This window comes from Luteimonas panaciterrae (genome assembly GCF_020511115.1).
Taxonomy (GTDB): domain Bacteria; phylum Pseudomonadota; class Gammaproteobacteria; order Xanthomonadales; family Xanthomonadaceae; genus Luteimonas; species Luteimonas panaciterrae.
Genome location: NZ_JAJAVH010000007.1, coordinates 151,588 through 175,665, shown reverse-complemented (window position 1 = coordinate 175,665; position 24,078 = coordinate 151,588). Strand labels below are relative to the sequence as shown.

23 protein-coding genes are annotated in these 24,078 nt (G+C 64.8%); 4 read left to right on the top strand and 19 right to left on the bottom strand.

Going from position 1 to position 24,078, the window contains the following annotated elements; all coding sequences use genetic code 11:
• Window positions 1-167: 167 nt before the first annotated feature.
• The 3 genes from LG367_RS08885 to LG367_RS08875 all read right to left on the bottom strand — a co-directional run bounded on the left by LG367_RS08885 (window position 168) and on the right by LG367_RS08875 (window position 3,154).
• Window positions 168-1,070, bottom strand: a complete 903-nt coding sequence (locus LG367_RS08885; protein WP_226468887.1) for a PhzF family phenazine biosynthesis protein — start codon at window positions 1,068-1,070, stop codon at window positions 168-170.
• 196 nt (window positions 1,071-1,266) lie between these two features.
• Complete coding sequence (locus LG367_RS08880; protein ID WP_226468886.1) at window positions 1,267-1,518, bottom strand: GlsB/YeaQ/YmgE family stress response membrane protein; 252 nt, start codon at window positions 1,516-1,518, stop codon at window positions 1,267-1,269.
• Window positions 1,519-1,615: 97 nt separating this feature from the next.
• Window positions 1,616-3,154, bottom strand: a complete 1,539-nt coding sequence (locus LG367_RS08875; protein WP_226468885.1) for a M20 family metallopeptidase — start codon at window positions 3,152-3,154, stop codon at window positions 1,616-1,618.
• 121 nt (window positions 3,155-3,275) lie between these two features.
• Here LG367_RS08875 and LG367_RS08870 point away from each other — a divergent pair, with 121 nt between their 5' ends.
• Window positions 3,276-3,725 (top strand): ComEA family DNA-binding protein, encoded by a 450-nt coding sequence (locus tag LG367_RS08870; protein WP_425490946.1) that lies wholly within the window; start codon window positions 3,276-3,278, stop codon window positions 3,723-3,725.
• Window positions 3,726-4,120: 395 nt separating this feature from the next.
• On the top strand, window positions 4,121-4,735 hold the full coding sequence (locus tag LG367_RS08865; RefSeq protein ID WP_226468883.1) for a HutD/Ves family protein: 615 nt from the start codon (window positions 4,121-4,123) through the stop codon (window positions 4,733-4,735).
• 22 nt (window positions 4,736-4,757) lie between these two features.
• Here the strand turns inward: LG367_RS08865 and LG367_RS08860 are convergent, their stop codons facing one another.
• The 16 genes from LG367_RS08860 to LG367_RS08785 form a co-directional block, all read right to left on the bottom strand.
• Window positions 4,758-6,425, bottom strand: coding sequence for a sulfite reductase subunit alpha (locus LG367_RS08860; RefSeq protein ID WP_226468882.1), 1,668 nt, complete (start codon window positions 6,423-6,425; stop codon window positions 4,758-4,760).
• Entirely contained in the window at window positions 6,422-7,357 is a 936-nt protein-coding gene (locus LG367_RS08855; protein ID WP_226469257.1) for an FAD:protein FMN transferase, read from the bottom strand. The genes LG367_RS08860 and LG367_RS08855 overlap by 4 nt, the downstream gene beginning before the upstream one ends.
• Window positions 7,358-7,438: 81 nt before the next feature.
• Entirely contained in the window at window positions 7,439-8,257 is an 819-nt protein-coding gene (locus LG367_RS08850; RefSeq protein ID WP_226468881.1) for a DUF4198 domain-containing protein, read from the bottom strand.
• Between the two features lie 59 nt (window positions 8,258-8,316).
• Complete coding sequence (locus LG367_RS08845; RefSeq protein ID WP_226468880.1) at window positions 8,317-8,832, bottom strand: DUF2271 domain-containing protein; 516 nt, start codon at window positions 8,830-8,832, stop codon at window positions 8,317-8,319.
• Between the two features lie 15 nt (window positions 8,833-8,847).
• Complete coding sequence (locus tag LG367_RS08840; protein WP_226469256.1) at window positions 8,848-9,462, bottom strand: PepSY-associated TM helix domain-containing protein; 615 nt, start codon at window positions 9,460-9,462, stop codon at window positions 8,848-8,850.
• Window positions 9,463-9,491: 29 nt separating this feature from the next.
• Entirely contained in the window at window positions 9,492-10,178 is a 687-nt protein-coding gene (locus LG367_RS08835; protein ID WP_226468879.1) for a Fe2+-dependent dioxygenase, read from the bottom strand.
• A gap of 58 nt (window positions 10,179-10,236) precedes the next feature.
• Window positions 10,237-12,591 carry a TonB-dependent receptor gene (locus LG367_RS08830; protein ID WP_226468878.1) on the bottom strand — a complete coding sequence of 785 codons (2,355 nt, stop codon included), beginning with the start codon at window positions 12,589-12,591 and terminating at the stop codon, window positions 10,237-10,239.
• Between the two features lie 119 nt (window positions 12,592-12,710).
• The gene (locus LG367_RS08825; protein ID WP_226468877.1) at window positions 12,711-13,031 is read right to left on the bottom strand and encodes a Rieske (2Fe-2S) protein; all 321 of its coding nucleotides are present in this window, start codon (window positions 13,029-13,031) and stop codon (window positions 12,711-12,713) included.
• A gap of 41 nt (window positions 13,032-13,072) precedes the next feature.
• A complete protein-coding gene (locus tag LG367_RS08820) occupies window positions 13,073-13,600 on the bottom strand; it encodes a GNAT family N-acetyltransferase (protein WP_226468876.1) in 528 nt (175 codons plus the stop codon).
• A 28-nt stretch (window positions 13,601-13,628) separates the two neighbouring features.
• Window positions 13,629-15,035: a pyridoxal phosphate-dependent decarboxylase family protein gene (locus tag LG367_RS08815; RefSeq protein ID WP_226468875.1), complete on the bottom strand. Its 1,407-nt coding sequence runs from the start codon at window positions 15,033-15,035 to the stop codon at window positions 13,629-13,631.
• Between the two features lie 17 nt (window positions 15,036-15,052).
• A complete protein-coding gene (locus LG367_RS08810; RefSeq protein WP_226468874.1) occupies window positions 15,053-16,330 on the bottom strand; it encodes a cysteine desulfurase in 1,278 nt (425 codons plus the stop codon).
• Window positions 16,327-17,607, bottom strand: a complete 1,281-nt coding sequence (sufD, locus tag LG367_RS08805) for a Fe-S cluster assembly protein SufD (RefSeq protein WP_226468873.1) — start codon at window positions 17,605-17,607, stop codon at window positions 16,327-16,329. The genes LG367_RS08810 and sufD overlap by 4 nt, the downstream gene beginning before the upstream one ends.
• The gene (gene sufC / locus LG367_RS08800; RefSeq protein ID WP_226468872.1) at window positions 17,607-18,371 is read right to left on the bottom strand and encodes a Fe-S cluster assembly ATPase SufC; all 765 of its coding nucleotides are present in this window, start codon (window positions 18,369-18,371) and stop codon (window positions 17,607-17,609) included. The genes sufD and sufC overlap by 1 nt, the downstream gene beginning before the upstream one ends.
• An 85-nt stretch (window positions 18,372-18,456) precedes the next feature.
• Complete coding sequence (locus tag LG367_RS08795) at window positions 18,457-18,900, bottom strand: lysozyme inhibitor LprI family protein (protein WP_226468871.1); 444 nt, start codon at window positions 18,898-18,900, stop codon at window positions 18,457-18,459.
• Window positions 18,897-20,336: a Fe-S cluster assembly protein SufB gene (gene sufB, locus LG367_RS08790; protein ID WP_226468870.1), complete on the bottom strand. Its 1,440-nt coding sequence runs from the start codon at window positions 20,334-20,336 to the stop codon at window positions 18,897-18,899. The genes LG367_RS08795 and sufB overlap by 4 nt, the downstream gene beginning before the upstream one ends.
• 6 nt (window positions 20,337-20,342) lie before the next feature.
• Window positions 20,343-20,831 carry an SUF system Fe-S cluster assembly regulator gene (locus tag LG367_RS08785; RefSeq protein WP_226468869.1) on the bottom strand — a complete coding sequence of 163 codons (489 nt, stop codon included), beginning with the start codon at window positions 20,829-20,831 and terminating at the stop codon, window positions 20,343-20,345.
• Window positions 20,832-21,187: 356 nt separating this feature from the next.
• Here LG367_RS08785 and LG367_RS08780 point away from each other — a divergent pair, with 356 nt between their 5' ends.
• Together LG367_RS08780 and LG367_RS08775 are read left to right on the top strand one after the other, a co-directional pair.
• Complete coding sequence (locus LG367_RS08780) at window positions 21,188-21,658, top strand: SET domain-containing protein (protein ID WP_226468868.1); 471 nt, start codon at window positions 21,188-21,190, stop codon at window positions 21,656-21,658.
• 140 nt (window positions 21,659-21,798) lie between these two features.
• Window positions 21,799-24,030, top strand: coding sequence for a DUF5916 domain-containing protein (locus LG367_RS08775; RefSeq protein ID WP_226468867.1), 2,232 nt, complete (start codon window positions 21,799-21,801; stop codon window positions 24,028-24,030).
• Window positions 24,031-24,078 lie beyond the last annotated feature (48 nt).

Below are 24,078 nucleotides of genomic sequence, written 5' to 3'. Positions count from 1 at the left end.
AATGCGGCGCCTACCGGCCCCCCTCCGGTCCTGGCAGCCTATCGACTTCCGCCGAGCATCAATGTGATCGTCGCCGCGTCGTCGCGGCATCGGTGTCGATCGCGGTCGAGATTGTGATCGGGGTCAACCGCGACAGATCGCTCGCGTGAGAACAGCGAGCATGCGCATCAAAGCAGGGCTTCGCCACGCAACATCGGCACGCAATGACCCGCGACGGTCGCGCGGATGCCATCCGCCGCGCGCGACGCCGTTGCATGAAGCAGGCTCGGGCGCCCCATTTCCACGCCTTGCATGATTTTGAAACGACGTGCGTCATCGTTCGAGTGTGACAACAGCAATGCGGCGAGCGCCGTGTTCGCACTGCCGGTCGCGGCATCCTCGATCGTGCCGGCCTCGGGCGCGAACATGCGCGCGCGCAGGTGGATCGAGTCGCCTTCCGCCCGTTCGTGCGCATAGAGATGCAGCGAAAATCGGCCGTTCAATTCCGTTCGCTCCACGCATACTTTGTGGAACGCTTCCAGGCTTGGCTTGGCGCGCTTGAGCGCATCGGACGTGACCTCGGCGATGACGTACCAGGTGCCGACCGAGGCATGGATCGGGCGATGCGTCGTCAGCACGATGTCGTCGATCTCGAGACCGGCGCATGTCGCGATCGTTTCGACGGGGAATTCCAGGCCGGTCGATAACGGCTGCGGCGCGGAGATCATGCTTCCGGTCACTTCACCGGCATCATCATGCTCGATGGTCACCCGCACGACACCCGCCGGCACTTCGAACAGCAGCGTGCCGTCGCCGCCGCGTCCCTCGCGCGCGAGCACGTAGCCCGTGCCGACCGTGGGATGTCCGGCGAACGGCATCTCCGCGGTGCGGTGGAAGATGCGGACGCGCGCCGTGTGCTCGGGATTCTCGGGCGGAAACACGAATGTCGTTTCGCTGAGATTGAACTCCGCCGCGAGCGACTGCATCTCGGCATCCGACAGGCCGCGCGCATCCGGAAACACCGCGAGCGGATTGCCACCGAAGCGCTGATCGGTGAAGACGTCCACGGTGACGAAGCGATAGGCGGGCATGGGGATGGCCTCGAAGCTGAAATCGGGAGCGTGGGCGAAAAACGTGGGCGAAATTGGAAACGTGGAGCGGACTCGACCGGAAATATCGCATGCCGGGCCGCAAGTCGTCCTGTGATGCGGACGGAACGATGCTGTCTGAAAAAAGAAACCGCGCATTGGGCGCGGTTTCTTTTTCGCGGTGATGGCCGAAGCCGTGTCAGCTCTTCTTCTTGCGGAGCATCTCGTAGATGAAGAGCAGCACGATCGCCGCGACGATGGCGATCACCCACACCAGGAACCGGCTGGTCACGCCGAGCATGCCCGATAGGTATCCGCCGACGACCGCGCCCGCGATGCCCAGCAGGATGGTCAGGATCCAGCCCATCGGATCGGCGCCGGGCTTGAAGAACCGGGCCAGGATGCCGATCACCGCACCGCCGATGATGTAACCCAAGATGCCGTTGAACATGTTGCCGCGCTCCCGTGGTTGGATGGCGGCGGCACTTTAGCAGACGGGCCTCGAACTGGAACGGATTTCGCAGTTCCAGCCGAGGCCGATTCAGGATTCAGCAGCAGCCGTGATCCCCATGCCGGTCACCGCTGTCCGCGGCGACGGCCGAGCCGGTGGTTTCCCCGCGCACGCTGGCGGCGTGATGGGCCGCGATCACCTTCGCCACGCTGGCGGTGACGCGCTTGCCCATCGGGATGTGCAGGAATTCGTTCGGACCGTGCGCGTTGGAATGCGGGCCGAGCACGCCGGTGATCATGAACTGCGCGCCCGGGAATTTCTCGCCGAGCATGCCCATGAACGGAATCGAGCCGCCTTCGCCCATGTACATCGCGGGCCGGTTGTAGAAGGCCTGGCTGGCGTCGTTGATGGCGTGCTCCAGCCACGTCGCCATCGCCGGCGCGTTCCAGCCGGTGGCGGCCTTTTCCAGATCGAGCGTGACCTTGGCGCCGTTGGGCGGATCGCGCAGCAGGGTTTCCTGCAGCAGTTCGCCGGCACGCTTGCCGTCGACGGTGGGCGGCAGGCGCAGCGACAGCTTCACAGAGGTGTGCGGGCGCAGCACGTTGCCGGCGGAGGCCAGCGGCGGAATGCCGTCCACGCCGGTGATCGACAGCGCCGGGCGCCAGGTGCGATTGAGCACGAGTTCGGTCAGATCGTCCGCCATGGGTGTCATGCCGGGCAGGAACGGGAACTTGTCGTAGATCGCGGTGCCCAGCACTTCGGCGACGCGCTTGGCCTGCGCCAGCCGGTCGGCGGGGATGTCTGCGAACAGGCCGTCGAGCAGGATGCGGCCGGTGTTCTCGTCCTCGATGCGCGAAAGCAGCTGGCGCAGCAGGCGGAAACTCGATGGCACCATGCCCGAGGCGTCGCCCGAATGCACGCCCTCGTCCAGCACCTTCACCGTCAGGTTGCCGCCGGCCAGGCCGCGCAGCGAGGTCGTGCACCAGAGCTGGTCGTAGTTGCCGCAGCCCGAATCCAGGCACACCACCAGCGAGGGCTTGCCGATGCGGTCGGCCAGATGGTCGACGTAGGCGGGCAGGTCGTAGCTGCCGGATTCCTCGCAGGCCTCGATCAGCACCACGCAGCGCGCATGCGGCGCGCCTTGCTCCTTCAGCGCCTGGATCGCGGCGAGCGAGCCGAAGATCGCATAGCCGTCGTCGGCGCCGCCGCGGCCGAACAGCTTGTCGCCCTTGAGCACGGGCTTCCAGGGGCCGAGGTCGTCGTCCCAGCCGGTCATCTCCGGCTGCTTGTCGAGGTGGCCGTAGAGCAGCACGCAGTCATCGCCCGGCGTGCCCGCCACCGCCGCCGAGGCGCCGGCGGTCGGGCCGGAGGCCGGAATATCGAGGAAGATCAGCGGCGTGCGGCCCTCCAGGCGCACCACCTCCACGGTCATGCCGGGAACCGACTGCGCCTTCGCCCAGGATTCCATCAGCCGGACGGCGTCGTCCATGTAGCCGTGCTGGACCCAGTCGGTGTCGAACATCGGCGACTTGTTGGGGATGCGGATGTATTCGACCAGCTGCGGAACGATATCGTCGTCCCATTTTTCCGAGACGAAGCGCTCAACACGGGCTGGCTCGAACTGGCTGTCGTCCATGGAAAAAACCTCACTGCAAGGGGGATACGCCAATTCTACCGCCGGGGGGTAGGGTTTTTCCTACACGGCGATGCGGCATCCCCCGGCTGTTCCGCAGCCGGTGCGGCGATACGCTGTGCCGATGGAGTCATGGACACTGTCTCCACTGGCGGAGCGAACCGCCAGGGATGGATCCCATACCAAATCAAGGAGCAATGCCATGAAGTTCTTCAAGACCTCGACCCTGAAAAAAGTGTTCACCTCGTTGATGCTGTCGCTGGTGCTGGCCGGAAGCGCGCTGGCCACCGACAAGGTCAACATCAATACCGCCAACGCCACGGAACTCGACCGCGTTCTGCTGAACGTGGGTCCGACCAAGGCCGAAGCGATCGTCGCCTACCGCAAGCAGAACGGCGCGTTCCGGAGTCCGGAACAGCTGGCGATGGTCAAGGGGATCGGGCTGAAGACAGTGGAGAAGAACCGCGACCGCATCCTCATCGGTGCGTCGTCCGCGGCGCCTCGCACGGCCGCAGCGTCTCGCACGACCGCGACGCCGGCCAGGCCTTCGGCGCGCGCGGCGATGCAGCGCTAAGAGCGGAAGCGGAAGCAAAGTTTCACGTTGCACGCGCTACGGAAGGCGGGTGCAGGCCAGGCACGCAAGTGCTTGTCATCGGGGCCGGAGTGCGAGCAGGGGCACAAACTTCGGCGTGTCCGGATCGGTTCGAAGGGAACCGGTCCGGACGATCCCTCCGGTCGCTAACGCCATGCCAGGACGAGCAGGGCGGCTAGCGGAAGCGGGAAGCTTCATATGGAATGGCAAGGATTGCCTACAAGGATGTGCCGTCGCCCGAGCTGTGCACAAGGTAGTGTGCGGCCGGGCGACTCTTTATGTGGGCCCTCCGGAATCCCGATTCTCGCCGCATTGATAGTGCGGCCGATGCGTGCTTTCACTGCTCGCGCAATCCGGGCAGCCTCTACACTGTCGCAATGGCAGACGAACAGACACAGACGAGCCGGACACGGGTGATTCCGGCATCCGAATACCGCCGGGAACGCTGGCGCAACGGCTTGGGGTGGACGCGCGAGATCCACGCCCATGTGCCTCTGGGAAGTCAGGGCTGGGATTGGCGCCTGTCGATCGCCGAAATCGAGCAGGACGCGCCGTTCTCGGCATTTCCCGGTATCGAACGCGAACTCGTTTTGCTCAGCGGAGAAGGGCTGCGCCTGCGCTTCGATGATGGCGAATCGCATCTCCTGCAACCGCCGCATGGCCGCCTGCGTTTTGCCGGCGAGCGTGTCGTCACCGGCGAACTCGTCGACGGGCCTACCCAGGATTTCAATCTGATGTGGCGCCGCAGTGTGTGCGAGGCGGAGTTGCATCATCGGCCGCTGGTCGGGCCGATGGTCTTCTTCACGGAACCGGGAACGACTTGGGCGCTGCATCTGATCGCCGGCGCGGCGCGATTCGATACTGCCTCGGAACTTCCCGAATTGCAGACCGGCGATACCGCGTTGCTCTCGGAGCCGAGTCGCAAACGCTTCCTGCTCGATGGCGGCGGCGAGCTGCTGGCGATCCGGATCGCATCGCTCCCGTCGTCATAGGCGCATCGCGCCGAAGCGCCGATCAGTACACGTCGCGACGATAGCGGCCGTCGATCAGCATGCCGTCGACCGCGGCATCTCCCAAGGTCTCGCGCAGCACGGCGTCCACGCCCGGCGCCATGCCTTCGAGACTGCCGCAGACGTAGATCGCCGCGCCCTCTGCCGCCCAAACGCGTAGACGCTCCGCACGGTCGCGCAGAATATGCTGCACGTAGCGCTTCTCAATGACGCCTTCGGCGCTTTCGGCCAGATCGCGCGAGAACGCGAGATCGAGGTGCTCGATGAAACCATCCGTTCGCCAGCCTTCGATCTCATCACGATAGAAGTAGTCGCGGTCGGCATTGCGCTCGCCGAACACCAGCCAGTTGTGCCGCGCGCCGGCGGCGACACGCGCCTTCAGGTGCGCGCGCAAGCCCGCGATGCCCGTGCCGTTGCCGATCAGGAGCATCGGTCGTTCCTCGGCGGGCGGATGGAAGTTGGGATTGCTGCGAATCCGCAATGCGATCTCGCCGCCTGGAAGCGCGTGATCGCATAGCCATCCGCTGCCGAGTCCGGGCTGACCATCGCCGCGTCGCATCTTCCGCACCAGCAGGTGCAGACCGCCGTCCTGAGGCAGCGACGCGATGGAATATTCACGATGCGGTAGCGGGTTCAGATTCTGAGCCAGCGTCTGCGCGTCCGGAGTCACGGCTTCCGATGTTGCCGGCAAATGCGATCGGGCCAGAAGTTCTCCGATCGTGATTTTTTCTCCGTCACGAACCACTTCGGTATCGCCCCGGATTCCCAGCGCGGCAAGGGAAGCGGCGACCGCTGACGGCGCATTGCGCGGACCGATTTCGGCGATGTCGCCGGCTTGCCAGCCCGGTGTGGTTTCCGGCGGCGGCCGCAGCTCGATGTGATAGGCGCTGCCGCCGGTGCTTCCGGGGTTCGCTTCGTGCCGTTCGTGCAGCACCCAGCGTTCGTAGCTGGCTGGCGCCCAATCCGGCAACTCCGGCGCGTCGGCGAGCAGGCCGAGATGGTGTTGCCAGTGACGCAGCGCGCCCGCGTCGCCGTTGTCGACTTCGATCAGATCGAACATGGATGTCGCACCGCCGCGTCGCAACCATTGCTCGATCCGATGACCGAAGCCGCAGAAATTCGCGTACTTGCGATCGCCGAGCGCGAGGATGCCGTAGTGCAGGTTGCTGAGTGCGACTTCCCGGTCGAGCACATCGCGCACGAAGGCGAGGGCATGATCGGGGGCGTCTCCTTCGCCCGTGGTGCTGACGACGAACAAGGCGCGCTCGTGCGCGCTAAGCATGGACGCGTCGATATCGGCAAGCTCGCTGAGCCGAACGGCGACTCCCGCCTTCGCCAGCGAATCAGCGGTGCGTTCGGCGATCTGCTGGGCGAAGCCCGTCTGGCTGGCCCAGGCCACGAGGATGCCGGCATTCGCACCGGATGCCGCAAGGGCTTGGCGCGCCTCGCGCGAAGCGCTCGACGTCCGCCACCAGAGAGCGCCGCAGAATGCGGCATAAAGCACGATCGCGAAGATTGCGAGCGCCCACCGTTCCGCGCGCGGCGATCCATACCACCAGACATCGTCGTGCAGCGGCAGCAGGGCCACGATCGCGATCAACAGCACAAACAGGACGGCCGCGTTACCGAGCAACTGTCGTGACATCACCTTCGACTTGCGCCGCGAACTCATGCCGCGGGCGGTTGCGGAAAGGTTGGCGTGGCGCGAACGTCGATTCGCCCCTCGGCATGTGCAACGAAGCGTGCCGCCAGGCCATGGCGTGTGGCGAAGGCGACGCCGTCCTGCATGCCCATGACGGTCAATGCGGTCGCCCAGGCATCGGCCTGCATGGCGGTGTCGGCGATGACGGTGACCGAAGCCGGCGCGTGTTCGACCGGTCGTCCGCTGCGTGGGTCGATCGTGTGTGCATAGCGGCGGCCATCCTGTTCGAAGCGATGCCAGCGATCGCCGGAGGTCGCGACTGCTTTGCCACTTTCCAGGACGAGCACGCAAGGTTCGTCGTCATCCGATTCTTCCTCGGACTCGACGAGGACGTGCCATGCCTTGCCATCCGGCTTGTGGCCGTAACCGCGAAGTTCGCCGCCCACGTCCACCAGCGCCGCCGCGATGCCGCGTTCGCGTAGGCACATCACGACTGCATCCACCCCGTAACCTTTTGCAATCGCCGAAAGGTCGAGTGAAACACCGCCTGGCTGCAAGGCCGACAGGGTTTCGGCGCGGAGTTCGATGCGCCGCCAGCCGACACGCGCGCGCGCAGCGGCGATCTCTTCTGCTTCCGGAATACGATGACCGGCGCCGTTGGCACCGAACCCCCACAGGCCGACCAACGGCCCGATGGTGGGGTCGTAAGCGCCGCCGCTCGCCTCGGCGATGTCGAGCGCGCAACGCAGGACATCGAAGAAGGCTTGCGGCAACACGTGCCAAGTACCGCCGGGTGCGCGGTTGAAACGGCAGATATCCGAATCCGCTTCCCACGTGCTCATCTGCGCCACCACGACATCCAGCCGGGACTGGATGTCGTGGTGCAGAAGATGCAGATCGACATTCGTGGACGCTACCGCGCTCACGCGCCAGCGTGTGCCCATGGTTTCGCCATAGAGCATGTGCACGGCTTGCGTGGCGATGGAAGACGCGGAGTCCGACACGGTCGAATAAGACGGCTTGTGACCGAAACAGCGGCCGCCTTACTGAGGCAACACTTCCAGCGTCGCGACGTAGCCGAGGCGGCGCTGCTTGGCCTGCGGCACCGTCGCCTTGTCGTCCTCGCTGCTCGCGTTGAGCCAGTACATGCCGGCTTCCGGCCACTTTACGCTGAACTCGCCGTTGGCGTCGGTGGTGAGCTTGATCTCGTCCTGCGCGTTGCGATAGCGCGTGCCACCGCGGATGATCTCGACCGCGAGGCCGGCGGCCGGCTTGCCGTCGATCTGGAAGCGGAACTTCGCTTCCTCGCCGGCGAACAGGTCGTTGGGATGCGTGACCGGCACCAGTTCCAGGCCGTCACCGCTGGGCTTGAGCGCGGTGTCGTTCGGCGAGCCATTGGTGACGAAGGTTTCCACGCGGCTCAGCGATTGCCCGATCTCGAGCTTCTGCGCATCCTTCGGCACCTCGGTGGCGAGTGCCTGTGGCGTGCCGCGCCAGCGCTTGCGTTGGCCATTCACGTCCCAGCTGGCGATGGCGTAATCATTGACGACGCCGATCTTGTAGGTACCGGCCTGCTTGAGCTGCACATCGAACACGCTGCGGTACTTGCCGGTGGCGCTGTTCTGCGCTTCCACGCGGCTGCCATCCGGCGCGCTGATGACGACGTTGTCCAGACGCAGCGGCACGTGGTTGAAATAGAACAGGTCGTTGGAGACGGCGGCGTCGACGGTGATCCACGGATCTTCACCCGCGATCACAGTCTGCGATGGCATCAACCAGGCTTTGTGAGCGAAGGCCGACAGGGGAAGCGCGGCGATCGCCAGCGCGAGGACGGCTGGGGTGAAGAAGGACAGACGTTTCATGATGTGCTCCGTCGAAGCGGCAACGTGGGGTGCCGGAGAAAGAAAAATCGGATGGACGATCAAGGCTTGATCGAGAGCGCGATCGCGCCGAGTTCGGTCGTGCCTTGCGCCTTGCCGGTCTGCGGTGATTGCGCGGGCCAGCGGAAGGGAATCTTGAGCAGTTCGCGACCGCCGACCTCGCGCGCGGCTTCCACCACCAGCGTGTAGTCGCCGGGCGCGAGCTGTGCCAGCTGCGGGCTCTTGCTATCGAAATTCAGCGCGTGCTTGCCGGCCGGACGCGTCGGGCCGGTGACGCCGTCGACCGGCACTTTCAGCGTGCGTCCGCTCTTGCGCCACCATTGCCGCAGGTCGGGCAGCCACTTCGTGCCGTGGCCTTCCTTGGTGTCCTTGCTCATGTACCAGACCGCGAGATTCGCCGCCGCCTTCTGGTCCGCGCCTTCCACCCAGACCGCGACATACGGACGATGGTATTCGGCGACCTTGAGTTGCGGAATCTCGATGTCGAGATCGAATTCGGCGGAGTAGGCCGGCATGGCCAGCAGGCCGCTCAGAGCAATGGTGAGTTGAACGCGCATGAAGAAGCCTTGCGATTAGTGAATGAAGATCAGTGCCAGCAGCAGCGGCACCAGCAGTCCGAGCCCGACATAGGGCCAGGTCATGCGGCGCTGCCGCGCATGCAGTTGCAGCAGCCAGAGTCCGGTGACGGTGAAGATCACGCAGGCGATGGCGAAGATGTCGATGAACCAGCCCCAGGCCGGCCCGGCGTTGCGGCCCTTGTGCAGATCGTTGAGATAGGAAATCCAGCCGCGATCGGTGCGCTCGTATTCCACGGTGCCGTCCGCGCGCTGGATGCTGAGCCAGGCATCGGCGCCGGGACTCGGCATGGAGAGATAGACTTCGTCCTCGGACCATTCCGCTTCGCGGCTTCCGATCGAAATCTTCAACCGCTCACCGAGCCAGTCGCCGACACTGGAAGGCAAGGGCGCGTTGCCGGCATCCCGCTTGCCGAGCGAGCCGAGCAATGTCGCCGGCAGCACGAGTTTCTCGTTGACGACCTTCGGGCTGCCTTCGATCTTCGCGGCATGGTTGAGCGTGATGCCCGTGATCGCGAACAGCAGCATGCCGATCAGGCACACCGCCGAGCTGATCCAATGCCATTGATGCAGCGTGCGCAACCAGAAGCCGCGCCGCTGTTGTGCGGAGATGTCGGCGGCCGGCGTGCGTGCGGCGTCGCTCACGGCTCCGCCCAGCGCCGCAGCAGGTTGTGGTACACGCCGGTCAGTTGCACCAGCGACGGATGTTCGGGCACGGTCTGCGTGAGGCGACGGATCGATACATCGAGTTCGAACATCAGGCGTCGCTGTGAATCCTCGCGCAGCATGCTCTGGATCCAGAAGAACGAGGCCAGTCGCGTGCCGCGCGTCACCGGTAGCACCTTATGCAGGCTGGTGCCGGGATACAGCACGAGATCGCCCGCGGCCAGCTTCACGCTTTGCGCGCCGAAGGTGTCCTCGATCACCAGTTCGCCGCCGTCGTACTCTTCCGGCGCGCTCAGGAACAGTGTTGCCGACAGGTCGGTGCGGATCGGCTCGGCGCGGCCACTACTGCGGTCGTAGCGGATCGCGTTGTCGATGTGATAACCGAACGATTGCCCGCCGGCGTAACGATTGAACAGCGGTGGATAGATTCGCTTGGGCAGCGCCGCCGAGAAGAACGTGCTGTTGCGCGCGAGCGCCTCAAGCACCAGCGTTCCCAGTTCGCGTGCCACCGGAGAATCTTCCGGCAGCTGCGCGTTGTCCTTGGCCTTGGCGGACTGATGGCCGGCGGTGATGCGGCCGTCGGCCCAGTCGGCCTGTTCCAACCGTTCGCGGCAATGCGCGACCTGCTCGGCGGTGAGGACTTGGGGAATCTGCAACAGCATGGCTTGCTCTCGATGCGGTGCTCGCCGGGGCGAGCACCGCGTGGCCGGAGTTGGCGGATTAGAACCTGTAACTGGCGCTCAACACCACCTGGCGGCCATCGCCCGGCGTCGCCCAGCCATTGTTGCGGACGCGGAGGTAGTACTCCTTGTCGAACAGGTTGTTGGCGTTGAGCTGCAGGCTCAGTCGATCGTTGACTTCGTAGGCGACCATCGCGCGATGCGTGGTGTAACCCCTGACGTCTCCGCCGTTGGCGCCGCTGGCGTTGTACCACTCGTAGCCGCTCTGATAGGTGATGCCGTAGCCGAAGGTCCAGGCGTTTAAGTCGTAGGTGGTCCACACGCTGCCGGAGCGCTCCGGCGTGCCACTGATCGATCGACCCTTGAGCAGATCGACGACACCTGTGCGCTTGCTGTAGTCGGAGATGCCTTGCAGCACTTCGCTGTCGAGCCAGGCGACGTCGGCGTACACCTCCCAGGCTTCGGTGATGCGGCCGGCCAGCCCCAGCGTGATGCCGTCCACGCGCGCTTCGCCGTCGAGCTGTTGCTCGCCCAGAGGGTTGTCTGGATTGCCGGGGTCCGCCACCTTGTAGTTCTGGCGTTCGTTGCGGAAGATCGCCGCGGTGAGGGCCAGTCCCTCGGACAATTCCCACTTCGTGCCGAGTTCGATGTTGACCGCGGTTTCCGGATTGACATTGCAATTCGCCGTGCCTGTGGCGCTGGTCAGCGTGCATGAGCCATTGACCGAGGCCTTCGACGGCGTCTTGCTGTTGGAGTACGACAGGTAGATCGTGCCGTTCGCGGTCGGCTTGTAGACCAGGCCGGCGCGATAGGAGAACAGGTCGTCCTCATTGCGTGCTGGAGTGCCCCTGCCGAGCACGGCGCCGATGTTGCTGTTGTCCGGGTTCGGATTGGTCGACGTCGGCGCGGTATAGGTCTTGATGTTCCAGATGGCGCTGTCGCCCTCGTTGTGCTCGTAGCGCGCACCGAGGTTCAGCATCCAATGCTCGCCGAACTTGAGCGTGTCGAACAGATAGAACGCCTGGTTGTCCAGCGTGCCTTCCGTGCGGCCGGTCAGGGTGGGATTGATCGGGCCGGTGTAGCGCCCGTCGGGGTCGGTGAGCGACATCGGCGGCAGCGTGACCGGGCTGCCGTCCGGATTGCGCGTCAGGTTCACCGTGTCCAGATCGAAGCTTTCATGCGAGAACGAGACGCCGGCGACCAGCGCATGCTCGACCGCGCCGGTGTTGAAGCGTGTGGTCAGGTCAGTCTGGCTGATCGCGATCGCGTTGCTGGTGTCGCGCGAGTGGCCGCGCGGGCCGCTCGGCCGATAGGTATTGGGCGATGTGCAAGTCGCGCCAGTCGCCGGATTGATACCGTTCTCCAGGCACCACGTGCCTTGCGGCGCATCGACGACGGTGAGCTGATCGACCTTCTGGAACCGCGCCAGGCTGCGCAGCGTCGTGTTCTCGCCGAAATCGTGCTCGAACACGCCGGTGAGCATGTCGACGTCGATCTCCTGCTTGTCCAGGTTGCGATAACCGTAGTAGTTCTCCGGATCGACGCCCGGCAGCGGTCCGCCGAAGGCGCTGAAGTACGGCACGCCGTACTGCGGAACGTTCTCGTCGTGCTGATGGAGATAGCTCAGCGTGAAGCGCGTGTCGCTGCCCAGGCCGAACGCGATCGACGGCGCGATGCCCCAGCGCTCGAAGTCCTCGAAATCGCGGCCCGGCGCGTCGTTCTGGTGCACCATCGCATTGATGCGGAAGGCGGTGCCGTTGTCGAAATCGGTATTGCTGTCGACGGTGATGCGGCCGTAGCCGTCGGTGCCGGCGCCGCCCTGCAGCAGGGTGAAATCACCGCCGCGCGCGGACTTGCTGACCAGATTGATGTTGCCGCCGACCGAGCCGGCGCCGGAATACACCGAATTGGCGCCGTTGATCAGCTCCACCGCTTCGATGTTGAACGTATCGGTGCGGCTGTACTGCGCGCTGTCGCGTACGTTGTCGGTGGTGATGTCGCTGCTGGCGTTGAATCCGCGCAGCGTGATGCTGTCGCCGTAGCCGCCGCCGCCTTCGCCCGCGCCGAAGGTGATGCCGGGCAGGGTGGAGAGCACATCGCGCAGCGACAGCAGACCCTGCTGGTCCATCGCCTGCTTGGTGACGACGGTGACCGACTGCGGCGTGTCGAGCAGCGGCTCGGTGTACTTGGGGGAGGCGACCTTGCGGACCTGGCGGCCCTCGACCTCGATCGTGTCGAGCTGGGTCGCTTCCTTCTGTTCGGCCTCGGCGGATGTGGCCGATCCGGTCGCGGCCACGGTCGTGGCGGGGAGCGCGTCGGACGCCGACGCGGGGGAGGCGAGCGCGGTCGCCAGGGCGGCTGCCAGTGGAGCGACAGCCAACGCGGAGATATTCATTACAGGGCGATCCCAATCCCGGCCGACGGCCGGCTCACCCATATCTTAATGATAATTATTCTTGATTACAAAGGCGCGGCAGGCGTTTGGGCCGGCCTAGGGCCGGTTAAAGGGTGTTTTCAGCGGTCGTCGCGGGTCCAGACCGCGTCGTCCTCGACCTTGACCGGGAACTTGGGGACCGGGGCATAGGCCGGCGCGCACAGGGCCCGGCCGTCGCGAACATCGAACTTGGCCCCGTGCAGCGCGCACTCGATGGTGGCCTCGTCGGCATCGAAAATACCAGCGGACAGTTCGAAGTCCTCATGGCTGCAGCGGTCTTCCAGCGCGTAGTAGTCGCCGTCGTAGTTGAAGACCAGGATCGGCGTGTCGCCGTCCCAGGCCACGGCGGTCTCGCCCGGCAGCAGCTCGGACGTGGCGCAGACGCGGATCCAGTCGGACATGAGGGCTTGCTCCTGTTCGAAAACGTTGGCCAGAAGCGAGGCTACAGTGCCTTCTCGAGGACTTCGAAGCGCAGGTCGTCGCGCTTGGCGATGCCGAAACGTGCATCGCCGTGCGGGAAGGGCTTGTAGACGCCGGTGCGACGGTAGCCGCGACGTTCGTAGAAGGCGATCAGCTCGTCGCGAATGTCGATCACGGTCATTTGCATGTCGGGCAGGGTCCACTCGTCGCGCGCGATGCGCTCGCACTCGGCCAGCAGCAACTTGCCGATGCCGCCGTTCTGCAGGCCGGGAACGACCGAGAACATGCCGAAGTAGCCATGCTCGCCTTCCTCGGCGACATGCGCGCAAGCCAGCAGCGTGCCGTCGCGCTCGGCCAGCACGACGCGGCTGCGCGGGCGCTCGATGTCGTGCCGCAGCACGACCGGATCGATGCGGTTGCCGTCGAGGAAATCGGCCTCGGTGGTCCAGCCGACGCGGCTGGCGTCGCCGCGATAGGCGGAGGTGACGAGATCGACGATGGCGGGAATGTCAGCGGCCGTGGCGGCACGGAATTGCAGGGTGGAAGTCATCTGCGCGGAAGGGACGACGGGTGCGGGATTATTGCAGTTCGGCGTCAAGGCAGTCACGCAGCGCGGCGAAGCTGCGATCGATGTCGGCGCGGGTGGTGCGCCAGTTGCAGATCGCCGCTCGCAGGATCGCCTGGTCGCCCAGGCGCGATGTGGAGAAGTAGGCCGTGCCTTCGGCATCCAGGCGTCGCTTCAGCGCCGCGAGCTTCGCATCGTCGTTGTCGGCGAGGCCGAAGCAGACGACGTTCAGACGTACCGGTGCCGCCAGTCGCAAACGCGGCTCGGTGGCGATCACTTCGCCGAAATAACGGGCTGCGTCGACATTGCGTTCCACGATCTCGGCATGGCCGTCCCGGCCGTAGGCGCGCAGGGTCATCCACAGCGGGAGCGCGCGCCAACGGCGCGAATTCTCGGGGCCCAGGTGCAGATAGTTGTTGACGACGGCACGCGGCGGCGGCAAGTAGGGCGAGTGATTCTGGAACACTTGCAACTGCAATGGCAGATGCGCCGTGAACAGCACCGCGCAGTCGTAGGGCACGTTGAGCCATTTGTGCGCGTCGACCGTGACCGAGTCGGCCGCCTCGATGCCTTCGAGCAGATGGCGGTGTTGATTCGAGGCCGCGGCGATACCGCCGAAGGCGGCGTCGACATGCAGCCAGAAGCGATGACGCTGCTTGAGACGCGCGATCGCGGCGAGGTCGTCGTAGTCGACGGTATTCACCGTGCCGGCGCTGGCGCAGACGATGGCGGGCGCGCCGTTCAGTGCTTCCAATGCGGATTCGAGTGCGGACACATCAAGTGCTTCGCGCTGCGGCAGCAGCGGCAAGGCATGCAACGCGTTGCGGCCCAGGCCGAGCATCGCCAATGCCTTGAGCGTGCTGGAATGCGCGCTGCCGGCGAAAATTGTCGGCGGAGGCAAGCCGTGCAGACCCTCGGCGGCGATGTCGTGACCAAGCTCGCGGCCACACCACTGTCGCGCGATCGCCAGGCCGGTGAAGTTCGCCATCGTCGCGCCGGTGACACAGGTGCCGTTCCAGTGCGCGGGCCAGTCCAGCAACTGACGCAGCATGTCGATGGCCTGGGCTTCGATGTGCGGCGCGCAGGTGTCGTTGTTGAGTTGCGCGTTCTGATCGTAGGCGCCGACCAGCCAGTCCGCGGCCAATGACGCCGGCGTGGCACCACCGGTGACGAAGCCGAAATAGCGCGATCCCGGACTCGCCGAGAGATGGTGTTCGAATTCGCGGTGGAACTCATCCAGTGCCGCGGCCGCGCCTGGGCCACTCTCCGGCAGTGCGGTGGTATCGCCGACATCGCCTTCGGCAAGTCCCGCGATGGCGGGGCGTTGGTCGAGACCGTGCAGATAGGCCTGCGCATGACGGAAGGCCTGCGCAAGGATGTCGTCGAGATCTTCCCGATCGCGTGCGAGCGAGGAATGCATGCGATGGTCCAGTCTGCTCAGCCGAGCAGCTTGCGTACTTTGTGCAATGCGGCGACGAAGTGTTCGACTTCCTCGTGCGTGTTGTAGAACGCCAGCGAGGCGCGGCAGGTGGCGGCCACGCCGAACCACTGCAGCAGCGGATGCGCGCAATGCTGGCCGGAGCGGATGGCCACGCCTTCCAGGTCGAGCAGGGTGGCGAGGTCGTGCGCATGCGCGCCTTCGACCAGGAACGACACCACGGCGGCCTTGCCCGGTGCGGTACCGAAGACGCGCAGGCCGTCGAACTTCGACAGTTCTTCCATGAGGTGCGCGAGCAATGCCTGCTCGCGGGCCTCGACATTGGCCATGCCGAGCGCTTCCAGATAATCGACGGCCGCCGCGAGCCCGACGAATCCGGCGATGTTGGGCGTGCCGGCCTCGAACTTGTAGGGCACGTCGTTGTAGACGGTACCGTCGAAGCTGACTTCCTTGATCATCTCGCCGCCGCCGATGAACGGCGGCATCGCGACAAGATGCTCCTTGCGCGCCCACAGCGCGCCGGTGCCGGTCGGGCCGCACATCTTGTGGCCGGTGAGGGCGTAGAAGTCGCAGCCGATCGCCTTGATGTCGACCGGACGGTGCGGCACCGCCTGCGAACCGTCGACCACCGTGACGATGCCGCGGCGCCGTGCCTCGCGGCAGATCTCGCGTACCGGATTCGCCGTGCCGAGCACATTGCTGACGTGGGCGACGGCGAGCAGCTTCACCTCGGGCGTCATCAGCGCGTGCAGCATGTCGAGGTCGAGCGCGCCTTCGGGCGTGAGTTCGACCACCTTGATGCTGGCGCCCGTGCGCTCGGCGATCAATTGCCACGGTACGATGTTGGCGTGGTGCTCCATGCGCGTGAGCAGGATGGCGTCGCCGGGTTTCAATCGCGGCAGCGCCCACGAGTACGCGACCAGATTGATCGCGAAAGTGGTGCCGCTGCACAGCACGAGTTCGTCCGCGCGCACGTTGAGGAAGCGGGCGAGCTTCTTGCGCGCACTCTCGTAGGATTCCGTCGCCTCGCTGCCCAGCTGATGTACCGCGCGGCTGACGTTGGCGTTGTGCCGGCGATAGAAATCATCGACAGCCTCGATCACCGCCGCGGGCTTCTGTCCGGTGTTGGCGGAATCGAAATAGATCAGTGGCTTGCCGTGGACCTGGCGCCGCAGCAGCGGGAAATCCGCGCGAATGCGATCCCAATCGATGCTGTGCGACACGTCCGCACCCGGCTGAGTAACGGGAGTTGGGCCGATGGATGGCGATTCGTTCATTCGCTCACCAGATCTTGCAAGGCTCCATCGAGGCGGGCTTGCAATGCCTCACGCAACTCCGGAGACGTGGCCGCGGCCAGTGGTTCGCGCACGAATGCGGCGGTCAGAAGATGGCGCGCTTCGTTCGACGGCAGTCCGCGCGAACGCAGATAGAACATCGCCGTCGGGTCCAATTGACCGACCGTGGCACCGTGCGCCGCTTTCACCTCGTCGGCGTGGATCACCAGCACCGGCTGCGTGTCGATCTCGGCGTTCTCGCTCAGCAGAAGATTCTTGTTGGAAAGATTGGCATCGCTGCCGTCGGCGCCTTCGTGAATGGTGATGCCGCCATGGAACACGGCATGACCGCGTCCGGCGCCGATGCCGCGCCACAGCAACGAGCAAGCGGTATCGCGGGCGACGTGTTCGATCGCCAGGCGCGTGTCGAGATGGCGCTTGCCGGTGGCGAGCAGGACGCCGTTGGCGACGAGTCGCGCGCCATCGCCGTCGAGGCGGATGTTGAGTTCGTGGCGGGACAGCGCGCTACCGAGTTCGAGATCGAGACGGTGGTAAGCGGCTTCGCGCGCCAGTGTCGCGTCGGTGTGCAGGACCGTGGTCGCGCCGTCGGCTTCTTGCTGGGCGCGAGCATGATGCAGTGTCGCCCCGGCGCCGAGCCGCAACATCAACCGCGTATTGGCCAGGTGGCGATGCGCGCCTGCCTGGAGATGGTGTTCGACCAGCGACAACGCGGCACCGTCGCCGATCACGACGTCGTGGCGCAGGTGCCAGGCCAGATCGCGCGGGGTGGGTGCTCCGACGAAAACCAGATGCACGGGCAATTCGACCGCAACGCCGGCTTCGACGCGCAGTTGCACGCCGGTCTCAGCCAATGCGTCGTTGAGCCTGGCGAATACCGCATCGCTGCGTGGCGAGTCGCCTGCGTCGTTGGCCGAGGACGGAGTTCCGATCGCTTGCACGCGCAATTCGACGCCGGCCGGCAGGCGGGAGGTATCGGAGCGCGCGGCATCGAAGCAGCCGTTGACGAAAACCAGGCGCGGCGCGGGAATGCCGGCAAGCAGGGTGTCGTCAAAAGCAGGCAAATCCAGCGACGGCGCGAACGCGCGGCGTTCCAGCGCTCGCAGCGAGGTGTATTTCCAGGCTTCGCTGCGCGGGCCCGGCAGGCCGTCTTGCACGATCGATTCGATCGCGGTTTGGCGATCGCCGTCGCTAATTGCTGGACCGCTCGAGGACCGAAGCGTCGCGATGGACTCGCGGAAGGATTGGAGCAACGCGCTCATCACGCAGCCGCCTCGGGGGCGATCCGCTCGCGGATCCAGGCATAGCCGTGCTGTTCTAGTTCGAGCGCCAGCTCAGGTCCGCCGGTTTCGACGATGCGACCGTCCGCGAGCACGTGAACAACATCGGGGCGGATGTAATCAAGCAGGCGCTGGTAGTGCGTGATCACCAGGAAGGAACGCTCGGGTGAACGCAGCGCGTTGACGCCTTCGGCGACGTGCTTGAGCGCGTCGATGTCGAGGCCGGAGTCGGTCTCGTCGAGGATCGCGAGTTTCGGTTCGAGCACGGCGAGCTGGAAGATCTCGTTGCGCTTCTTCTCGCCGCCGGAGAATCCTTCGTTGACGCCGCGATGCAGCAGCTTGTCGTCCAGGTGCAGGACGGCGAGCTTCTCGCGCACCAGTTTCAGGAACTGCATGGAATCCAGTTCCGATTCACCCCGCGCCTTGCGCTGCGCGTTGAGGGCACTGCGCAGAAAGTAGGTGTTGTTCACGCCGGGGATTTCCACCGGGTACTGGAAGGCGAGGAACACGCCGGCGGCGGCACGCGCTTCCGGCTCCAATTCGAGCAAATCCTGATCGCCGAAGCTGACGCTGCCTTCGGTGATCTCGTAGCCGTCACGTCCGGCGAGGATGTTGCCGAGCGTGGACTTGCCGGCGCCATTGGGCCCCATGATGGCATGCACTTCGCCCGGCTTCACTTCGAGCGTGACGCCTTTGAGGATGTCCTTGCCGACGACGCTGGCGTGGAGGTTGTTGATCTTGAGCATGAGTGTGTTTCTGCGAAAGCTGTGAAAATTGACGATCAGTCGTCCGATGGCGGTGCGGCGGCATTCGACCGGCTGGTTTCGCCGCTTAGTCCTGTTTCCAGCGGACCGATCCGGCGGACAGGTCGCCTTCCGGCAAGCCGTCGAGCCAGAGATGCAGTTGGCGTGTTCGTTGTCTGGTGAGCTCGGCACGGTAGCCATCGACACTCATCGGATAGGACGAACCCCAAACCTGGGTGCCAGTCTCGGATTTGGCGACAGGGAATCTGGCCTCGACCTCGGCGTCACGCAGCTGCACCCAAAGCCGCTGGGCGGCCTTGAGCTTCTCGAGAAACAACGGATTGTCCTTGTATTCCGAGAGGATCTGCTTGTAGACGCCATTGAGCTCTTTGTCGGCTCTGGCGAAATCCTCGGCCGCGCATGCGTTCAACTGCTGCTGGCTGCCGTCGGCCTGGCATTGCGTGGTCTCGGTGTCGCCGGCGAAGGCACTCTGCGACAAGGCAAGAAGTACAAGCAGTGACGTGATTTTCATCCGACGGAACCCTCCAGACTCACTTCCAGCAACTTCTTCGCCTCCACCGCGAACTCCATCGGCAGTTCCTTGAATACCTGCTTGCAGAAGCCGTCGACGATCAGGCTCACCGCGTCTTCCTGCGAGATGCCACGGCTGCGGCAATAGAACAGCTGGTCGTCGGAGATCTTCGAGGTGGTGGCTTCGTGCTCGACGGTCGCGCTGGGATGCTTGACCTCGATGTACGGGAAGGTGTGCGCGCCGCACTGCTTGCCGATCAGCAGGGAGTCGCATTGCGTGTAGTTGCGCGCGCCCTCGGCGCTGCGCTCCACCTTCACCAGGCCGCGGTAGGAATTCTGGCCGCGTCCTGCGCTGATGCCCTTGCTGACGATCTTCGACTTGGTGCGCTTGCCGATATGGATCATCTTGGTGCCGGTATCGGCCTGCTGGCGATGGTGGGTGAGGGCGACGGAGTGGAATTCGCCGGTGGAGTCGTCGCCCAGCAGCACGCAGGATGGATATTTCCAGGTGATCGCCGAGCCGGTCTCGACCTGTGTCCAGGAAATCTTGCTGCGTGCGCCGCGGCACTCGCCGCGCTTGGTGACGAAGTTGAAGATGCCGCCGCGGCCTTCCTCGTCGCCCGGATACCAGTTCTGCACGGTGGAATATTTGATCTCGGCGTCTTCCAGCGCGACCAGTTCGACGACCGCCGCGTGCAGCTGGTTGTCGTCGCGCATCGGCGCGGTGCAGCCTTCCAGGTAGGAGACGTAGCTCTTGTCCTCGGCGATGATCAAGGTGCGTTCGAACTGCCCGGTGTTCATCGCGTTGATGCGGAAATACGTGGACAGCTCCATCGGGCAGCGCACGCCCTTGGGGATGTAGACGAAGCTGCCGTCGGAGAACACCGCCGCGTTGAGCGCGGCGAAGTAGTTGTCGTGCGTGGGGACGACGCTGCCGAGGTATTGCTTGACCAGCTCCGGATGTTCGCGGATCGCCTCGGACATCGAGCAGAAGATGACGCCGTGCTTGGCCAGATCGGCGCGGAAGGTGGTCCCGACGCTGACCGAGTCGAACACCGCATCGACGGCGACGCCGGCGAGCTTGGCGCGTTCATGCAGCGGCACACCGAGCTTCTCGTAGGTGTCGAGCAGTTCCTGCGGCACCTCGTCGAGCGAGGCGTACTTGGCCTTCGGCGCGGAGTAGTAGCTGATCGTCTGGAAGTCGATCGGCGCGATGTTGAGCTTGGCCCAGTGCGGCATCGGCATAGTCAGCCAATGGCGGTAGGCGGCCACGCGCCATTCGGTCATCCACTCGGGCTCTTGCTTCTTCGCGGACAGGGCGCGCACGACGTCTTCGTCGAGGCCGGGCGGGAAGCTGTCGGACTCGATGTCGGTGACGAAGCCGGCGCTGTAGCGGCGACCGAGCTGTTCGAGGATTTCGGCGTTTTCTACGGACATGTGGGGTCAGCTGGCTGCCAGCCGCGCAGGGATTCCGCGGGATGCGGCACGCGTACCGGCTGGCTTGCGGGTGAGGGGAGAAGCGTCGGGCGGGGTGTCGTTGAGCATGTGCGCGAGCGAGATGCCGCGCAGGGCATCGGCGACGACGTCGTTGATGCGGCGCCAGTTAGCGCGCACGTTGCAGGAGCGTTCGATGCCGCAGGTGCCCGAGTGCAGACTGCATTCGGTCATGCCGAGCGGGCCTTCCATCGCGTTCACGATTTCGAGCAGGCTGATCTCGCTGGCCGGGCGCGCCAGGCGATAGCCGCCGTTGGCGCCGCGGAAGGCTTCGACCAGGCCGGCCTGGGCGAGGGGTTTGAGGACCTTGGCCACGGTCGGCGCTTCGAGGCCCGCCCGCTCGGCGAGACCGGCGGCGCTGGCGACAGCCTCGGGTTCGTTCGCCAGCACGGTCAGGACGACGGTGGCGTAGTCGGTGAGCTTGGTGATTCGGAGCATGGCGGCTGGCTCGAAGCAGCCGCGCGTGCGACGGCTTCTGGCTGGGAGTTTAAATGGTACTGAACAAATAGTACCGAAATTGTACTCTTTTAGCCAGGTCGGGCTCAATGGCCGAATCGGTGTGGGGAGGGCTTGTTTGGCGGGGGATGGCGCAACGGATCGTTGCGTGGTCGTGGTGCGTGTCTGGGGAGGGTGAAGGTGGGCTTGCGTGCCTTGGTAATATGGGGGCCGTCCGTGGCGCGACTTAGTCGGCTGCGGATGCACCGGCCCGGCCATCCATGGCCGGGCGTTCGGGGCCGCAGCCGATGCCGATAGGGCATCGGCTAAGCGCGGCTCCTCACCCCCACGGATCGCCCATGCCCAAGAAAAAGATCGCCGCCCGCTTGTCCCCCATCCACGGCAACGGCGTTTTCGCCACCGAAGAAATCAAGAAAGGCGAGCGCATCGTTCGCTACAAGGGCAAGCTCCGCACCCACGCAGAGGTCGACGAGGCTTACGGCGACGACGACGAGAACGGCCACACCTTCCTGTTCACGCTCAACGACGATTACGTGATCGACGCCAATGTCGACGGCAACATCGCGCGCTGGATCAACCACAGCTGCAAGCCGAACTGCGAATCCGTGATCGAGGAAAACGGCAAGGGCAAGCGCCACAAGGACAAGGTGTTCATCGAGGCGAGCCGCGACATCAAGCCGGGCGAGGAGCTGACCTACAACTACGGCATCGTCCTCGACGAGCCGCACACCGCCAAGCTGAAGAAGCTGTGGGCCTGCAAGTGCGGCGCCAAGAACTGCACCGGGACCATGCTCCAGCCCAAGCGCTGAAAACGCCGGCCGGCGGGTCGTCTCTTCCTGCCGGATGCAGCAAAGCGGAAAAAGGTTGCCATGACTGATGCCAGTCGGTAACGGCTGGCGGCGACGCTAACTTGCGCGCCAACGGGCATCGGCCCGATGGGAATCCTCTGATGCGCGCTGCCCGACTGGCCCTGGCTGTGCTGACCGCACTGTCCGCACCCGCCTACGCTGTTGAAATCGATGGCCGGATCGATCCGGAGGAGTGGCGCGACGCGCGCCACGTCACCGACTTCCGTAAGGTGCAACCACTGAACGGCACGCCGGCCTCGGTGCCGACGGAAGCCTGGATCCTGGCCACGCCAGAGGGCCTGGCGATCGCTTTCAGGAACCTGCAGCCGGCGTCCGTTCCACGCACGCGCCAGCGCGTGCAGCGCGATTTCAACGATCAGGTCGACCGTGTCAACCTGATGATCGATTTCGACGGCGACGGCCGCACCGGCTACGACTTCACGGTCGCCTCGACCGGCGATGTCTACGACGCGGTGATCACCAACGAGAACCAGTTCAACGAGGACTGGGACGGCAACTGGCAGCGCGCCGTCGCCGAGGACGCCGACGGCTGGACGGTCGAGATGCTGATTCCCTGGTACATCGCGCCGATGCACAAGGCCGATGGCGACATGCGCACGGTGAAGCTCTATCTGGATCGCGTGATCGGCTCGACCGGCGAGCGCTCGGCCTGGCCGGTTGCCAGTTACGAGCGGCCACGCTTCCTGTCCGACTTCAACGCCGTGGAGCTGAAGCAGTACAACCAGGCGTTGCTGGCGATCACGCCCTACGTCTCCGGTCTGTACGACAACGTGCGGCACGATCGCGATTTCGACGGCGGCGTCGACATCTTCTGGAAGCCCAACGGCCAGTTCCAGGCGACGGCGACGATCAATCCGGACTTCGGGCAGGTGGAGAGCGACGACCTGGTGGTCAACTTCGGTGCCACCGAGACCTTCATCAGCGACAAGCGGCCGTTCTTCACCGAAAACCAGGGGTTGTTCGAATACACCACACCGTCGGACTTCAGTCAGCTGCTCTACACGCGGCGCGTCGGTGGCCCGGCCGACGACGGCAACGGGTCCGGCGACATCACGGCGGCGGTCAAGCTCAACGGCAGCGTGGGTGCGACCAAGTACGGCGTGTTCGTCGCGGAGGAGGGGGGCGAGGTCGGCCGTTCGTTCCGCGCACTGCGCCTGGTGCGCGATTTCAGCAATCAGAACCTGGGCATGATGCTCACCCAGGTTGAGCGGCCTTATCTCGATCGCGAGGCCACGGTGCTCGGCTTCGATCACAACTGGCGGCCGACGCCACGCTGGAACATCCGCACGCGTCTTTTCGGCAGCCAGATCGAACAGTCAGGCGACACCGTGCGCGACATGGGCGCGACCGTCTGGGCCGATTACGAGATGGACCATGGCTGGCGCCAGCAGTGGATCGCCATGCATTTCGGCAACGATCTGCAGATCAACGACGCCGGTTATCTGTCGCGCAACAGCACCAACTATCTGCATTGGCAGGTCAATCGCCGCTTCACCGATCTGCCGGCGGAATCGCGCTATGCCTCCAAGGACTGGCGCTTCCGCATTACCACCAACCGCAACGATCACGGCGACAGGCTCAACGACCAGTTCCGCATCAGCCGCGAAAGCCGCCTGCGCGACGGCAGTTACGAGTATGCGCAGATCAATCTCAACAGCGCCGGCGTCGACGATCTGCTGACCCGCGGTCATGGTGCGCTGAAAATTCCGGCGGGGTTCTACGTCGATTTCCAGTACGAGCGTCCACGCAAGGGCAACTGGGCGCATGAACTCGAATCGGAGTTGTTTACTCGCGGGCTGGTGAACGAAAGCAGGCGGCTCGGCTACAGCCTCAAATACACCGGCACCTATTTCATCAGCGATGCCTTCAGCGTTTATGCCGGCTTCTACACCGACCACATCCAGAACTGGTTGAACTGGGAATACGACAACCTGATCGGCCGGTTCGAGGAGCGCGAGGTGGATTTCAACGCCGGGCTGAACTGGAACATCGGCAGCCGGCAGGAGTTGCGGGTGAAGCTGCAGGCGATCGCCGTGAACGCGAAGCTGCAACAAGCGTATCGTGTGGATGCGGCCGGCAATGCGGTGCCCAGCAATGAGCCGGTCAACGATATTGGCCTGAGTAATCTCGGGTTCCAGATCCGCTATCGCTACGAACTGGCACCGCTGTCGTATCTCTATGTGGTCTATGGCCGAGGCGGGCTCGACCGGCACGACGATTCGGATGACCTCGGCGGCCTGTTGCACGACAGCTTCGCGTTGCGCGATGACGAGCAGTTGCTGGTGAAGCTCAGCTATCGATTCGAGTTGTAGAAGCTCGTTGCGGTTGTCATTCCCGCGAAGGCGGGAATGAAGTGAAAC